Origin of the sequence: Ralstonia sp. 24A2, from assembly GCF_051783885.1 — a bacterium.
Lineage (GTDB): Bacteria > Pseudomonadota > Gammaproteobacteria > Burkholderiales > Burkholderiaceae > Ralstonia.
Map to the genome: position 1 here is coordinate 922,155 of NZ_JBPVZD010000001.1, position 13,946 is coordinate 936,100.

Below are 13,946 nucleotides of genomic sequence, written 5' to 3' on the forward strand. Positions count from 1 at the left end.
ATGTGCAATGGTCCGGTGACAGCGCTCAGACAACAAAAAGGGCCAGACAACACTGTCTGGCCCCTGCCTGCAGCAGTGACATCACTGCATGTGGTGAGCTTACCTGCCGATGGTGTTACCAATCACACCACCCAGTGCTGCACCACCCAGCGTCGCACCCGGGCCGCCCCAGATGGCCGCCCCGGCGACACCGCCCGCGGCCGCGCCGAGCGCCGTGTTCCGCTGCCTTGGCGTCATGTCCGCGCATCCGCTGACGGATGCCAACATGGCCGCCAGTAACAAGGATACGAAGGCACGCATAACACACTCCTTCTATCGTTCGTATGCCTGTATTAAAGGATGTGCAAGGCGCGATGTGCAGGCACCGATGCCTGAAAACGGTGTCAGCCGATTCCCACACATTCAACGCGGATTCCGGCGCGGAAGTTCCGCCCTTTCTTGTGTATGGCTAACGGTCCAGCGTCTTCTTCACATCTTCACGAACATCGCCCATGTTGGCGCGGGCCTTGCCGATGTTCTTCTCGATGTTGCCCTTGACCTGTGTTTTCTCGTCGCCGGTCACCTTGCCGGCCACTTCCTTGATCTTGCCTTTCGCTTCTTGCAGACGGCCCTTCACTTGGTCTTTGTTCATGGTGTCGATCCCCTCTGTTGATCGGCCGGTGCAGGAGTCGCCCACCGGCATTGGCGCGTGGCGCAGTGCCACCGTTGCAGCTTATTGCGCGTGGCTTTCGCGCCCAGGTGACGTTGTCCGAAAGACCTGTAGGACAAACGGGTGATGTCACAGAAATACGCTTGACCGGTGGCTACACTGAAACGCCCGGCATCGTCAGTGCGCCGGATCTGTTCACCGTTCTCACGACCCATGAGGGAGAAAGCGACATGATGACTCTGGAGCAACTCGGCATCCTGCACCGATCGCAAGTTGAGGCGTGGCTGGCCGTTACTGAGGAAGCTGTCGACGGCGTCAACCGTCTGATCGGGCTCAATCTCCAAGCGCTCAAGGCCGGCTTCGGAGAGACGGAGCAGTGCCTGCAGGAGGCGGCGGGCGCGCAGGACACCGGGCAGTGGTTCGGTGCGCAGGCGCGGTTTCTGCAGCCCGCTGGAGAGCGTGTCTCGGGATACACGCGTAATTTCATCGAGATCGGTGTGCAGACGCAGAACGGCATCGCCCGTGCGCTGCAGCGTCATGGCGATGAAGTGCGCCGTCAATGGGGCTTTGCCGCTGAAAACCTGGTCGATGCCGCGCCTCCGGGCACCGAAGTGGCCGTGAAGTTTCTCAAGGCATCTGTCGGGCTGGAGGTGGCTGCCGCTGAAGCAGCGGAGGCAGCTGCCTCCGAAGCAAGTGGGGTTGCCGACAAGACCGGTACTGCACATTGAATGCTCCTCCATGCGAGGGAGGTTCGTCGGCAGTGGGCCGACATGGATTTCGGCGCAGTCCTACAGGGCGTTGCGGGCAGGCTTCGATATACGCATCAGGCGCCGATTTCTACACTTCTTACATGTCCATCAACATGAAGGAGGTGATCGTGCCCTATCTGGTTGCATGGTTCCTGGGCCTTCCCGCGTTCGTGTTGCTGTTGATGTGGTTGTTCGTGCATTGATGATGCACGCGGCCCGATCCCTCAACGCGAACCGGAGGATGTATGACCTTCCGAGGTGATTGCAAGATCGAAGTCTCTGCCTATGAACTGTCCCCCAACGCTTGGCGTGCTGAAGTCAGCATCCTGCGCATAAGCGACGGCGCGATCCTGCTACCGCGCACCACCGTGCGCGAGTCGGTCAACACATACTTGAGTGCTGGCACCGCGCTTGAAGCGGCGCGGGCTTATGCCGAAGCGATGATCGCTGCCGGCCAGTTCGATTGCAGCCCCGCATGGAGTTGAGTTGCGGAGGCTTGCGCAGCCATGTGGCGTTACGTTCTGTTACCAATTCGCCCCTACCGTATCACCTGTGACGGCGGGCCTGAATACAATACAGATACCGTAATCGGCGCTGGCTGCGGTGCTTGCCAGGCGCTTTTTAGCTGCAGGTGATGAACATGATTCGACGCAACGGGCTGTTGATGGCAGGTGCAGCCGCACTGGCCGTGCTGGCGGTGCCGCAGATGGCGTCGGCGCACGTAAGCGTCGGCATTGGGATTGGTGTGCCGGTTGCTCCCGTGTATGTGGCGCCGGCTCCGGTCTATTACCCGCCTCCGCCGCCGGCATACTATCCGCCGCCGCCCCCGGTCTACTATGGTCCGGCTTATGGTCCGGCGCCCGTGTACTACGGTCCACCGCCTGTCGTGGTGGGTCCGGGTTGGTATCGGTGGGGGCCGCGCCATCGCTACTACGACGGCTACCACTGGCGTCGCTGGCGCTAAGCCGCACATCGCACAGACAAGGCTCCTTCGGGAGCCTTTTTCTTTGTCCGCGCACAGCATACAAACAAGTACAACTCGGTGCGAGACGGCACAGCGTTTGCGTCCAGCTGCAGAACGGGCAGGCGTTGCAGAGGCACTCCCGCGACAAAGCGGCGCGGGACTGAACGCTGGCGAGGTTTGCCCGGTCGATATGACATCCGCATGAAACGCATGCGGATACGTGCGCCAGCACTGGCGCGCGTCATGTTTGCAGTGCAATGACCGAAGGAGTTTCCATGCAAGTCACAACGCAACGCTTTGCCGTGCGCACCCTCGCGGTAGCTGCTGGTAGCCTGGCGCTCGTGCTCGGCGCGGGAGTGGCGCACGCCGGCTCGATCGATCCCTACCAGCCTGCCCACAAGATCAGCCGCGCGGATCCCTACACCGATGGGGCCAAGATGGGGCGTGCAGACCCCTATACGGACGGCGCCCGCATGGGCCAACGCGACCCGTACACCGACGGCGCTTGCGCCGACGGAAAACCTCAGGGCAGCGGCACGTGATTGTCTGTCGCATCGCAACATCAAGCCCGGGCTATTCCCGGGCTTTTTCTTTGCGCATCTTCCATGCGCACAGTGCGTGCTACGGTCGGCAAGAAGAACTGGCGCGCGGCGCATGCGCGACGATACTGGAGACACCAGATGTATCGGCTCATTTGCGTCAGGTAGTCAGGATCGCGCTGTAGCAGCGACGCAGGCCAATGGCATACTTTCGCCCTATGCGAGCCCACTGCCAGCAACACGCAGCCATCGCCCACTTGCATCACCACAACCAAGGAGAACGAGTCATGAAAACCAAGCCCTGCCTGTGCCAGGACGATGTCACCAAGATCCTGGATGCCGCCGAGAAGGAAGCACGCGCGCACCAGTGGGCCGTGACGATTGCCGTGGTTGACGATGGCGGCCACCTGATGGGCCTGCGCCGCATGGACGGCTGCGCGACCATCTCGTCGTACATCGCACCGGAGAAGGCTCGTACGGCCGCGCTGGGCCGCCGTGAATCGAAGGTCTACGAAGACATCATCAACAACGGCCGCATCTCGTTCCTGTCGGCGCCGCATCTGCAAGGCATGCTCGAAGGTGGTGTGCCCGTGCTGGTGGAAGGCGTATGCGCCGGTGCCGTCGGTGTGTCGGGTGTGAAGTCGTCGGAAGACGTGCAGATCGCCAAGGCGGGCATTGCCGCCGTGCACGTGATCTGCTGAGTTGCCGATCGCGAAGACGCGAATCGAAGGGGAAGGGCGCGGCGCAGGTTGCGCCCTTTTTCTTTGGGCGCTCGCCCGGATGGGAGCTGGCGGGAAAGAACGGCTTGGCTGGCAGTCGTCCGGCAGACGGGTCTGGTGTCTGCCAACGCGAATTGACGATGGCTGGCTACTGCCGAATGTCTCCTGAGAGAGACGTCCCCACAAAAGTCAGTGCGTGCCGCGTGTTACTTGGTCAGGATCAGCTTGCCGAAGCGCGTCACGCGCAGCGTGTAGATCGCGCCGTTGTGGCGGATGGCGACAGCGCTCTGGCCGGCAAACAATTGCTCCGAGGTCATGACCCGCGTATCACCGATGGTTGCGGTGGTGGCTTCAGCGGTTGGTGCTGCTGCAGGCGCAGTGGCCGGTGCGGCATTGAGGCCAGCCGGGCGCTGACGGGCCACGATGACGTGGCGACGGCGGGTCACGGTGCGTCCTGCATCTTGGTGTTCGGCAGCATTCATGGTGAAGGTCCTGGCTGGCGGAAAAGCGTTGACTGGCAAGGGATTCCAGCGAATGCCAAGTAGTCTAAATGCGAATCGTTATCATTACAAGCGACATCTGACGATGTGCTGATGGCTGCCCGCCGGCCCCAAAAAAGAAACCGGGCACGTGGCCCGGTTGCGTGTCAGGTATGACCCGGCGCTTCGCGCAGGAGGGTCGTACGCTCGTCTGTGCGTTGGACGCGGTAGCGCTCGTAGTGGCGCAGGATGTCGGCGATGATCTCTTCACCGCGCAAGTACTCGATGTCGTAGCCCTCGCGGCCGTCTTCGAAGAAGGTGACGGGCTCGTGGGTGAGCGCGTGGTCGGGGGCCGCTGCCTGGCTTGGTGTCGCAACGGGCAGCGCTTTGCTTGCGCTGCGTACGCCGTAGACGAAATCGCGGTCTGATGGATCGGGGATGACCAGGCGCACGCTGTCTTCGGCTTCGAGTACGTGCGCCTCGATGCCGCGCCGGCTCAGTTCTCTCACCACGTCGTTCATGGCCGGCAGCACTTGCTTGGCGAGGAACGTGCGCACATCCGCGTCGGTGGACGGGTTCACCATCTGTGCAAGACGCTGGCGCCAGCGCTGGCCGCTCCAGAAGGATGTAGCGGGGGCCAGTTCGCGCGAGTAGTGCGCGCGGTCAGCCGACATGCCGCGCCATAGGCCATAGCAGAGCAGCGCCATGATGATCGCGACCGGCAGGGCCGCCACCAGCGTCATCGCCTGCAAGGCCTTGAGGCCACCGGCCAGCATCAGGATGGCTGCGGTGGCGCCAAGCACCACGGCCCAGAACAGCCGTTGCCATACCGGTGAATGCACGGCGCCACGCGAGGCGATCGTGTCGATCACGAACGCGCCGGAATCGGCCGAGGTCACGAAGAACACGGCGATCAGCACGATGGCCAGCCACGACAGCGCCGTGGTGCCGGGAAAGTAATCGAAGAAGTGGAAGAGCAGGGCATCGACATTGCCTGCGGTGCGCGCGAGGTCGCCGGCCGCCTGATGTGTGTCGAGCCAGATCGCGCTGTTGCCGAAGGCGGTCATCCACAGCAAGTTGAACGCGGTCGGCACGATCAGCACGCCGATCACGAACTGCCGCACCGTGCGCCCGCGTGAGATGCGCGCAATGAACATCCCGACGAACGGCGACCACGATACCCACCATGCCCAATAGAGAATCGTCCAGCCGCTGAACCAGCCGGACGAGTTGGGCGGAGTGTAGGCAAAGGTGCGGAACGACAGGTTGACCAAGTTCGACAGATAGTTGCCGACGTTCTCACTGAACGCCTGCAGCAGAAAGACGGTGGGGCCGGCAATGATGACGAAGGCCAGCAGCAAGAAGGCCAGCGTCAGATTCAGCTCCGAAAGCCGACGCACGCCGTTGCCGAGCCCCGATGCGGCCGACGCACCGGCCAGCACCACGACCACGCAGATGAGGCCCACGCGGAAGGTGTCGGAATCAGTTTGCCACCCCGCCACCTGATGCAAGCCCGCGCCGAGTTGCAGCACACCGTAGCCGAGCGTGGTGGCTATGCCGGCGATCGTGCCGATCAGGGCGAAGGCATCCACTCCGTGGCCCAGCACGCCGTTGATGCGCTCACGCAGGATGGGATACAGGCCCGAGCGCATGGTGAGCGGCAGGTTGTAGCGGAACGCGAAGTACGCCAGCGCCAGGCCCATCACACCGTAGATGGCCCAGGCATGCAGGCCCCAGTGGAAGAAGGTGGAGAGCATCGCTTCGCGCGCGGCCAGGGCGGTTTGCGGTGCGACGGTCGGCGGTTGCAGGTAGTGCTGCATCGGCTCGCCCACGCCGAAGTACATCAGCCCGATGCCCATGCCGGCCGCAAAGAGCATCGCCGTCCAGGAAACGAAACTGAACTCGGGTTCGGCCTCGTCGGGGCCCAGGCGGATGTCGCCGAACCGGCTGGCCGCCACAACGATCAGAAACACGAGGAAGCCCGTGACCGCCAGCATGTAGAACCAGTCGAAGTGCCCTGTGACCCAGCGTTGTGCGACGCCGAAGGCGCGGTCGGCCAGTTCGGGCTGTACGGTGCACAACACGAGCAGCAGGACCAGTACGACCAGCGATGGCACAACGACCTGTGGAACCAGGGTGGTGCGCGGCGGCGCGATGTCGGAAGGGGCGGAAGAACTTGCCATGTAGGATCCTTCTGATTGCGGGGATGGTCGCAAAAGTACCGCCAGCGCCGCTCCATTGCAAATAGAAGGTGCCAGAAATGACAAACCCCCGTGCAAAGACGGGGGTTCGAGGCGATGAGGCGGGATGTTGCGAGCTGCCTTAGTTGCGCTCAGGCTCCGTCACGAAGCCGATGCGCGCCAAGCCTCCACGCTGGATGGCGGCCATCACCTGAGCGACACGCTCGTAGCGGACGTTGCGATCCGCACGCAGGTGCATCTCCGGCTGCGGCTGCTGTTGCGCGGCCTGCGCAATGTTGGCCTGCAGCGTGGCTTCATCCACTGGCTGGTTGTTCCAGAACGCCTGACCTTGCGCGTTGATTTCGACATTCACGCTTTGCGGCTTGGCGTCGTCGGGTTTGTTCGATGCGCGCGGCAGGTCGATCTTCACCGCGTGGTTGATCACGGGAATGGTGATGATGAAGATGATGAGCAGCACCAGCATGACGTCGACCAGCGGCGTCATGTTGATCTCGTTCATCACCTCGTCATCGTTGTCGAAGGTACCGAAGGCCATGGGGGCTCTCCTTACTGCTGCTTGACCGAGGCCAGACGGACGCTGGCATCGTCGCGCGAGGCGCCCGGACGCAGGCGTGCGCCAGTCACGAAGTAGGCGTGCAGGTCATGCGCGAAGCGGTTGAGCTTGGCGATGATGGACTTGTTGCCACGCGTGAGTGCGTTGTAGCCCAGCACGGCCGGAATGGCCACGGCCAGACCGAAGGCCGTCATGATGAGCGATTCGCCCACGGGGCCAGCCACCTTGTCGATGGTCGGCACACCCGATGCGCCGATGCCCAGCAGGGCGTGATAGATGCCCCACACCGTACCGAACAGGCCGACGAACGGTGCCGTCGAACCCACCGAAGCCAGCACGGCCAGGCCCGATTGCATCTGGCCGACCGACTCGTCGATCGCGCTCTTGAGCGAACGCGTCAGCCAGTCAGAGATGTCCATCACATCGTGCAGTTGCGGCTGGCTGGCGCGGTGATGCTGCGCGGCTTCACGGCCGGTTTGCGCGAGTGCGTAGAACGGGTTGTCCTTGGGACTGCCAAGCGTCTGCATGGCGTGGTCGAAGTCGTCGGAGTGCCAGAAGCGCTTTTCAGCGCCTTGCGCCATGCCTTTCAGGCGCACGATGTCCCACGCCTTGGTGAGGATGACGATCCACGAGGCGAGCGACATGATCAGCAGCAGAATGGCCGTGCCGCGCGCGACGATATCGCCTTGTGTCCAGAGGTGGGAAAGACCGAGTTCCTGCATGATGGGTTTCCTGAGTTGTCCTGATGAAGCGAGAGTCGGAATGGATTAATTATCGAGCTTAAAGACATACGGCTTGCTTGCCACAACGGGCACGGCATGGCCGTTTTGCTTGTACGGGGTGCACTTGATGGAGCGGGCAGCCTCAGTGGCGGCACGGTCCAGACGCGGTGAACCGGAGGACGACGTGAGCGCCACGTTGGTGACCTCACCCGCCGTGCCGATGGAGAGCTTGACCATGGCACGGCCTTCCTCGCCCATCTTTTGCGACATCGACGGATACACCGGCTGCGGATCGCTGCACTGGATGTCGTTGATGCCGACACTGATCGGGCCACTCGGTGCTGCGGTTGGCGCGGGTGCGGGTTCAGCGGGCGGGGTCGGCGGTGCGGGCGGCGTGGCCGGCGCAACGGGTGCGTTGTCCGACGGCGGCAGGTTGGGCGTCGGCATCGGCGTCGGCTTGGGTTGCGGCACCGGCTTGACGATGTTCACCTGCTTGGGTGTCTCTTGCTTGACCGGCTGCTGCTTGGGCGGCTCCGGCTGCTTGATGGGCTCTGGCGTGGCGGGGATGAGGTTGACCTGCAGCTCAGGCGGCTCTTCCTTGCTCAGTGGCGACTGGATCAGGCCAAGCTGAATCAGCATCAGCACGCCCGCGTGCAGCAACAGCACGACCACCAGAATCTTGAGAGTACGAGGGTGAATCATCAACGACCGGGAATCGAGAGCGGAAAAAATAGGGCGGAGTGCGGCAATGGGCGTTGGCAGAGCAACCGTTCAACAAGGCTCGGCTTCAGCGCTTGCCGAACACGATGAGCGAAACCCCGATGCTGATCAGCAGACTCAGGAGCAGTTCCATGGCGCGCGCGCGTTGGTGTCGGCAGGGTCGCTGCCGACATGACAGGTATTTTAGGCCCGCAACATGCAACAGTGTTGCGAAAGTCGGGGTGCGACTTTGTTTCAGCCTATTGCAGCGATAAGAAAAAGTATAAACGATAATGATTCCTATTTGCGAAAAATCCCATGATCCTTTCGACGTCTTTCGTGGGGCGGGCTGCACATCCAGATGACGGATAGCGGAGAACTGCCTGCCCAGGCGCTTTGGTCGTGTGGGCTTCGCGGGCCCGCAATTTGCGGGCATGGGGGTCGACCCGGGTACGCAGTGCGTGCAAACACGCTAGGATGAAAAGCATTCAAACACGGTGACCGGCCGGCCAACCGTGAACGGGGAAGCGGTGAATAGGGGGCGACCATGGATGAAGACAACCTCAGCCTGGACGACGCCGACGATGGTACGTTCGTCCCCACGGGCGGCAGGCAGCCTCAATCGCTGTTGTCGTCACTGGACTCCATGTGCGCGCAATTTGCGCTGCGCACGGTCTGTGCGATGGGCCTGCGCTTCAATCTGCGCACCAACATCAACGACATTCTCACCGTCTGCGCGCCGGAGCTGATCTGGCCCGTGACGGTCATCCAGCGCCTGCAGCGCTTCCTGGCTGCGCGCTGCGCCGATATGCCGGGCTGGCGCGCTGTCGGCAAGCTGGATCTGCCGACCTTCATGGACCGCCACGGCCAGTGGAGCAGCGCGTTTGATGAAAGCTCGCTGTTCTACTACCTAGACGAGTACGTCAAGCACCACGCCAAGGACATGTTCACCGTGTTCGGTGCGTCGTGCGATGCACTGGGTGAGCGGCTATCCAGCGAGCGCGTGCTGCTGGTCGGCAACATCGACATGCTGGCGCGCGTGCTGGGCCTGCCGCCGCATGAGCGGGCGCTGCTGCTGTTCGCGTCGCTGGTGAAGTACAAGCGCGACCTGCGTGCGGTGATGGTCGATTGCAAGGTCGCTCACAGCCAGGAGGCCTTCCAGTTGCTGGCGGGTCTCGCAGGCGCGAGCACCGCCGAGGTGGCGGCCTCCCTGCGCCCCGGTTCGCGGCTGGAAACGCTTGGCCTGATCGAGCCGCCACTGCCCGAGAACAGCGTCACGGATCTGGGCGACCTGATGCGTATCTCCGATCGTCTGCTGCACGTGCTGCTGGGGGACTACGCGAGTGAGGCGGAGATGATGGCCGTTTTCACGCGTCCCGCGCCGCCGACCACGCTGTCGCAATCTGACTATCCGCACGTCGAGACGGACGCGCGCTATCTGACCGCCTTGCTGGAAAACGCTTCGCAGACGCGTGCCGTGGGCGTGAACATCCTGCTGTACGGCGCGCCCGGCACCGGCAAGACTGAGCTGGCGCGCGTGCTGGCGCGCGATGCCGGCTGTGAGCTGTATGAAGTGGATTGCCTCGACAAGGATGGCAACAGCCTCTCCGGCAAAGACCGCTATCGCTCACTGCAGGTCTCGCAAGCGTTCCTGCGGGGGCGGCCTGGCGCCGTGTTGCTGTTTGACGAAGTGGAAGACGTGTTCCCCGGGCCGACGCGCGAGCTGATGAGCCTGTTCGGGCATGAAGAGCCGCGCGGCTCCGTCAACGGCAAGGCGTGGGTCAATCAAACGCTGGAGCAGAACCCCGTGCCGGTGATCTGGGTGTCGAACTCGATCCGGCAGATTGACCCGGCTTACCTGCGGCGCTTCCAGTTCCATCTGGAGTTGAAGGTACCGCCGCCGACCGTGCGTGAGAGCATCATCCGCAAGCATCTGGAAGGGCTGGAGGTGTCGGACGCCTTCATGGCCAAGCTGGCCGCGCGCAAGACGCTTACGCCTGCGCAGATCGACTCGGCTGCGCGCTTCGCACGCCTGACGCAGCCGGCGATGGAGGAATCGGCGGAATCGTTGATCGTGCGCCAGCTCGATCATGCGGATCAGGCCATGGGTTTGCGTCCGGAAGTACCGGCGCACCGTGTCGTCACCGAATACAAGCTCGACTACCTGAACCTGGAGACGCGCTTCCCAGTGGAGCGCGTGATTGAAGCGCTGCGTGCACGCAAGCGCGGCACGCTGTGTTTCTTCGGGCCTCCGGGCACGGGCAAGACGGTGCTGGCCGAGCACATTGCCAGCCAGCTCGACGTGCCGCTGATGATCCGCCGCGCGTCAGACCTGATGAGCAAGTACGTGGGCGAGACGGAGCAGCAGATTGCCGCGATGTTCTCGCGTGCTGAAGAAGAGCGCGCGCTCCTGCTGCTCGACGAAGCCGACAGTTTCATGCAGAGCCGCCAGGGCGCGGTGCGCAACTACGAGGTGTCGGAAGTCAACGAGATGCTGCAGGGCATGGAGCGCTTTGACGGCATCTTCATCTGCACGACCAACCTGTTCGATCGGCTGGATGAGGCAGCGCTGCGGCGCTTTGCGTTCAAGATCCGCTTCAGGCCGCTGATGCGGGCGCAGCGCGAGCAGATGTTCATTGCCGAGGCGCTGGGTGGCAATGCGGATGCGCTTAAGCCCGTGTGGCGTGAGATTCTTGCCTCGCTCGACATGCTCACGCCGGGGGATTTTGCGGTGGTCAAGCAGCAGTCGCTACTGCTGGGTGAGGCGCTGGAGCCGGAGGCGTTTCTCGCACAACTGCGGCAGGAGCACTCCATCAAGCCGGAGTTGCGGGAGCGTCGGTCGATCGGTTTTACGCCGAGGTAATCAATCGACAATAAAGAGCCGGGCGCCAGTCTTCGTATAGGACTGATGCGCCTCGGCATCATCCCCCACCTGGTAGCTCATACCGGGCGTGAGCGTGAACTTGCGGCCGTCTTCCAGCGTGGTTTCCAGTTCGCCGTCCAGGCAGAACAGGATGTGACCTTTCTTGCACCAGTGGTCGGCCAGGTAGCCGGGCGTGTACTCGACCATGCGCACGCGAATGCGGTTCGGTTCGTCACCGAAGTGGCGTGTACGCCAATAGGCCATGCCGGTCTCACCGGTATGTTCGGTGGGCTCGACGGCAGACCAGTCGGTCGTGCCGAAGGCAAACGGGGTCATCTTCATCGTTGGGGTTCCGGTGGGAGCGTTCAGTACGCGATCGTAGCAGCGTGCGAGTGCAGCGTGCAGCGCATCACGTGTGCGCCAAAGGACGCTTGTTGGTATGCGCCGACGGCATTGCGTACCGCTCAATAATTCCGTCGATGTTGCGCGATGCCAATGCCTGTGCGCCACCGCTACCGGCCATCAGCCAGGGCATGGCAATCTATGCAAAATTTGCATGTTGCTATGCAACATCGACATAACGATTGCCATCTGCTTGTCTAATATCCTCGCTTTTTACAAAGCGTGACGAACTTGGGCCGCCCTTGGTCCACACAAGATCCGCTGGCCCGTGACCGCCCTCCGGCCCCGGGGAATTCCTGGAGAAAGTCTTGAACACCAAACGTCTGACCTCCCACATCGGCATTGCCATGGTGCTGGGTATCGCTGTCGGCTGGGGCTGCCACGAATATGCCAAGGACGCCGCGGCGGCCAAGGACATCGCTTCGTACTTCAGCATCATCACCGACATCTTCCTGCGCATGATCAAGATGATCATCGCGCCGCTGGTGTTCTCGACCCTGGTGACGGGGCTGGCGAGCATGAGTGGTGGCAGCGCGGTTGGCCGCGTGGGCCTGCGCGCGATGATCTGGTTTGTGTGCGCATCGGCCACGTCGCTGGCGTTGGGCATGCTGCTGGTTAACTTCTTCCAGCCGGGCGTGCACATGAATCTGCCGCTGCCCGACATGGCGGCAACGTCGGGTCTGAAGACCGGCGACTTCACGCTCAAGGCCTTCATCACGCACGTGTTCCCGCGCAGTATCGTGGAGGCGATGGCCAACAACGAAATCCTGCAGATTCTGGTGTTCTCGCTGTTCTTCGGCGCCGCGCTGTCGACCATGAAGAACCCGATGGAGTCCGTGATCGGCCGTGGCCTGGAAGAGCTGACCAAGCTGATGTTCCGCATTACCGACTACGTGATGCGCTTTGCTCCGCTGGGCGTGTTTGCCGCCATGGCCGCCGCCATCACGGTGGAAGGCGTGGGCGTGCTGGTCACCTACGGCAAGCTGATCGGCGAGTTCTACCTGGGCCTGGCGCTGCTGTGGGCGATCCTGTTCTTCGTCGGCTATGTGCTGCTGGGCCGTTCGCTGGGCCGCCTGCTGGGGCTGATTCGTGAGCCGACCATGCTCGCGTTCGCCACGGCGAGCAGCGAGTCAGCGTATCCGAAGACGATGGAAGCGCTGGAGAAGTTTGGCGTGCCCAAGCGTGTTGCCAGCTTTGTGTTGCCGTTGGGGTACTCGTTCAACCTCGATGGCTCGATGATGTACCAGGCGTTTGCGGTGATGTTCATCGCGCAGGCGTACAACATCGAGATGAGCTTCGCGCAGCAACTGACGCTGCTGCTGGTGCTGATGCTGACGAGCAAGGGCATGGCCGGCGTGGCGCGTGCTTCGCTGGTGGTGGTGGCGGCTACGCTGCCGATGTTCCATCTGCCGGAGGCGGGTCTGCTGCTGATCATCGGGATCGACCAGTTCTTCGACATGGGCCGCACGGCCACCAACGTGATCGGCAACAGCCTGGCCACGGCCGTGGTGGCGAAGTATGAGCCGGCCGACGAAGAGGTGAATGAAGGCGAGTCGGTGGGTTCTGCTGCACCGGCTCAGCCGTCGGTATAACGCAGCGCAAAGCCGTCGTCTGACGGCATGAGGTGCCAGGCCTTCGAACAGGCCTGGATGCAAAGGGCCCCGGCGTGATCGGGGCCTTTTGCTTTTTCAGGCCAGTCAGACGTGCTGCTGTGAGGCGCGCGGAGCGCGTGCCCCGTCCGCCCGGTGATAGACGAACCCAGCGTCCGTCCCACCGCCCTGACGCACGGCGATCTGGATATTGAGATGCGCCATGGCCTCGAGATAGCGGGCGTTGCTCAAGGGGCCTGTGACGACAGGAGCGAATCCCGCGCTCGCGGCGATGTCTGCAACGACAGTGTTGGCTTGCGCATCGTCGCCGGCAATGAACGCCGTGACCGGCTGTCCGCTGCGGTCAAGCCGGTCCCGCGTCATGATGTCCGCAAAGACCGTGTTGAACGCCTTGACAAGCCTGGCGGCGGGGAGCAGGTGGTGCAGCGTTTCAGCGGCGGAGGCGAATGCCCCCAGCGGCAGCGGTGACCAGTCGTCTTGCAGCGCATTGGTCGCATCCACGACGATCTTGCCGTACAAGTGCGATGCCAGCGGCGGTAGGGTGTCGGCGCACGCCTGGTACAGCATGGCGATCACGACAACATCACCGTAGGCGGCTGCCTCTTCCAGCGATGTCACGCGATAGTTGGCGCCCGGGCGTGCACGCGTGACATCGCGCAATCCCACCACCACGTCGTGACCGGCTGCCGCGAGCAGGCTGGCCAGGTTGCCGCCGAAGTTTCCACCGCCAAGAAACGCAATCTTCATGGTTTGCACCCTAAGGTTGATTGGGAGGCCTCATCTTTCCGATAATGGTT

General features: G+C 62.7%; 16 protein-coding genes. 7 read left to right on the plus strand and 9 right to left on the minus strand.

All coding sequences use genetic code 11. The features are described from left to right. Nucleotides 1-99 precede the first annotated feature (99 nt). The gene (locus tag ACS13N_RS04305) at nt 100-300 is read right to left on the minus strand and encodes a glycine zipper 2TM domain-containing protein (protein WP_039599672.1); all 201 of its coding nucleotides are present in this window, start codon (nt 298-300) and stop codon (nt 100-102) included. Nucleotides 301-448: 148 nt separating this feature from the next. Next, nucleotides 449-631: a CsbD family protein gene (locus tag ACS13N_RS04310; protein ID WP_438930505.1), complete on the minus strand. Its 183-nt coding sequence runs from the start codon at nt 629-631 to the stop codon at nt 449-451. A 248-nt stretch (nt 632-879) separates the two neighbouring features. Here ACS13N_RS04310 and ACS13N_RS04315 point away from each other — a divergent pair, with 248 nt between their 5' ends. The 5 genes from ACS13N_RS04315 to ACS13N_RS04335 all read left to right on the plus strand — a co-directional run bounded on the left by ACS13N_RS04315 (nt 880) and on the right by ACS13N_RS04335 (nt 3,602). Beyond that, nucleotides 880-1,377, plus strand: a complete 498-nt coding sequence (locus ACS13N_RS04315; RefSeq protein ID WP_438930506.1) for a phasin family protein — start codon at nt 880-882, stop codon at nt 1,375-1,377. A 266-nt stretch (nt 1,378-1,643) separates the two neighbouring features. After that, nucleotides 1,644-1,883: a hypothetical protein gene (locus tag ACS13N_RS04320; protein ID WP_438930507.1), complete on the plus strand. Its 240-nt coding sequence runs from the start codon at nt 1,644-1,646 to the stop codon at nt 1,881-1,883. Nucleotides 1,884-2,032: 149 nt separating this feature from the next. Next, on the plus strand, nt 2,033-2,362 hold the full coding sequence (locus ACS13N_RS04325; RefSeq protein WP_438930508.1) for a hypothetical protein: 330 nt from the start codon (nt 2,033-2,035) through the stop codon (nt 2,360-2,362). A 275-nt stretch (nt 2,363-2,637) separates the two neighbouring features. After that, a complete protein-coding gene (locus tag ACS13N_RS04330) occupies nt 2,638-2,904 on the plus strand; it encodes a hypothetical protein (protein WP_438930509.1) in 267 nt (88 codons plus the stop codon). A 284-nt stretch (nt 2,905-3,188) separates the two neighbouring features. Then, nucleotides 3,189-3,602, plus strand: a complete 414-nt coding sequence (locus tag ACS13N_RS04335; RefSeq protein ID WP_199030250.1) for a GlcG/HbpS family heme-binding protein — start codon at nt 3,189-3,191, stop codon at nt 3,600-3,602. A gap of 224 nt (nt 3,603-3,826) precedes the next feature. On the opposite strand, the gene hemP is transcribed toward ACS13N_RS04335, so the two are convergent. The 5 genes from hemP to ACS13N_RS04360 all read right to left on the minus strand — a co-directional run bounded on the left by hemP (nt 3,827) and on the right by ACS13N_RS04360 (nt 8,277). Continuing rightward, nucleotides 3,827-4,102 (minus strand): hemin uptake protein HemP, encoded by a 276-nt coding sequence (gene hemP, locus ACS13N_RS04340; protein WP_438930510.1) that lies wholly within the window; start codon nt 4,100-4,102, stop codon nt 3,827-3,829. A gap of 164 nt (nt 4,103-4,266) precedes the next feature. After that, nucleotides 4,267-6,282, minus strand: a complete 2,016-nt coding sequence (locus ACS13N_RS04345) for a BCCT family transporter (protein ID WP_438930511.1) — start codon at nt 6,280-6,282, stop codon at nt 4,267-4,269. Between the two features lie 139 nt (nt 6,283-6,421). Continuing rightward, the gene (locus tag ACS13N_RS04350) at nt 6,422-6,835 is read right to left on the minus strand and encodes an ExbD/TolR family protein (protein ID WP_021194890.1); all 414 of its coding nucleotides are present in this window, start codon (nt 6,833-6,835) and stop codon (nt 6,422-6,424) included. 11 nt (nt 6,836-6,846) lie between these two features. After that, nucleotides 6,847-7,575: a MotA/TolQ/ExbB proton channel family protein gene (locus tag ACS13N_RS04355; protein ID WP_021194889.1), complete on the minus strand. Its 729-nt coding sequence runs from the start codon at nt 7,573-7,575 to the stop codon at nt 6,847-6,849. Nucleotides 7,576-7,620: 45 nt separating this feature from the next. Beyond that, a complete protein-coding gene (locus ACS13N_RS04360; RefSeq protein WP_438930512.1) occupies nt 7,621-8,277 on the minus strand; it encodes a TonB family protein in 657 nt (218 codons plus the stop codon). 544 nt (nt 8,278-8,821) lie between these two features. Between ACS13N_RS04360 and ACS13N_RS04365 the strand changes: the two genes are divergently transcribed. Beyond that, nucleotides 8,822-11,137, plus strand: coding sequence for an AAA family ATPase (locus ACS13N_RS04365; protein ID WP_438930513.1), 2,316 nt, complete (start codon nt 8,822-8,824; stop codon nt 11,135-11,137). Here ACS13N_RS04365 and ACS13N_RS04370 read toward each other — a convergent pair whose 3' ends face one another. Further along, complete coding sequence (locus ACS13N_RS04370) at nt 11,138-11,479, minus strand: DHCW motif cupin fold protein (RefSeq protein ID WP_438930514.1); 342 nt, start codon at nt 11,477-11,479, stop codon at nt 11,138-11,140. Between the two features lie 368 nt (nt 11,480-11,847). On the opposite strand from ACS13N_RS04370, the gene ACS13N_RS04375 reads away from it, so the two are divergent. Continuing rightward, nucleotides 11,848-13,131, plus strand: a complete 1,284-nt coding sequence (locus ACS13N_RS04375; RefSeq protein ID WP_438930515.1) for a dicarboxylate/amino acid:cation symporter — start codon at nt 11,848-11,850, stop codon at nt 13,129-13,131. A 105-nt stretch (nt 13,132-13,236) separates the two neighbouring features. Here ACS13N_RS04375 and ACS13N_RS04380 read toward each other — a convergent pair whose 3' ends face one another. Then, entirely contained in the window at nt 13,237-13,896 is a 660-nt protein-coding gene (locus tag ACS13N_RS04380) for an NADPH-dependent F420 reductase (protein ID WP_438930516.1), read from the minus strand. Between the last annotated feature and the right edge of the window lie 50 nt (nt 13,897-13,946).

Excerpts from the sequence above, each read along its gene's own strand:
- ACS13N_RS04365 (WP_438930513.1), top strand. The coding sequence starts at position 8,822 with ATGGATGAAGACAACCTCAGCCTGGACGACGCCGACGATGGTACGTTC.
- hemP (WP_438930510.1), bottom strand. The coding sequence starts at position 4,102 with ATGAATGCTGCCGAACACCAAGATGCAGGACGCACCGTGACCCGCCGT.
- ACS13N_RS04335 (WP_199030250.1), top strand. The coding sequence starts at position 3,189 with ATGAAAACCAAGCCCTGCCTGTGCCAGGACGATGTCACCAAGATCCTG.
- ACS13N_RS04325 (WP_438930508.1), top strand. The coding sequence starts at position 2,033 with ATGAACATGATTCGACGCAACGGGCTGTTGATGGCAGGTGCAGCCGCA.
- ACS13N_RS04305 (WP_039599672.1), bottom strand. The coding sequence starts at position 300 with ATGCGTGCCTTCGTATCCTTGTTACTGGCGGCCATGTTGGCATCCGTC.
- ACS13N_RS04320 (WP_438930507.1), top strand. The coding sequence starts at position 1,644 with ATGACCTTCCGAGGTGATTGCAAGATCGAAGTCTCTGCCTATGAACTG.
- ACS13N_RS04345 (WP_438930511.1), bottom strand. The coding sequence starts at position 6,282 with ATGGCAAGTTCTTCCGCCCCTTCCGACATCGCGCCGCCGCGCACCACC.
- ACS13N_RS04355 (WP_021194889.1), bottom strand. The coding sequence starts at position 7,575 with ATGCAGGAACTCGGTCTTTCCCACCTCTGGACACAAGGCGATATCGTC.
- ACS13N_RS04380 (WP_438930516.1), bottom strand. The coding sequence starts at position 13,896 with ATGAAGATTGCGTTTCTTGGCGGTGGAAACTTCGGCGGCAACCTGGCC.
- ACS13N_RS04310 (WP_438930505.1), bottom strand. The coding sequence starts at position 631 with ATGAACAAAGACCAAGTGAAGGGCCGTCTGCAAGAAGCGAAAGGCAAG.
- ACS13N_RS04370 (WP_438930514.1), bottom strand. The coding sequence starts at position 11,479 with ATGAAGATGACCCCGTTTGCCTTCGGCACGACCGACTGGTCTGCCGTC.
- ACS13N_RS04330 (WP_438930509.1), top strand. The coding sequence starts at position 2,638 with ATGCAAGTCACAACGCAACGCTTTGCCGTGCGCACCCTCGCGGTAGCT.
- ACS13N_RS04315 (WP_438930506.1), top strand. The coding sequence starts at position 880 with ATGATGACTCTGGAGCAACTCGGCATCCTGCACCGATCGCAAGTTGAG.
- ACS13N_RS04360 (WP_438930512.1), bottom strand. The coding sequence starts at position 8,277 with ATGATTCACCCTCGTACTCTCAAGATTCTGGTGGTCGTGCTGTTGCTG.
- ACS13N_RS04350 (WP_021194890.1), bottom strand. The coding sequence starts at position 6,835 with ATGGCCTTCGGTACCTTCGACAACGATGACGAGGTGATGAACGAGATC.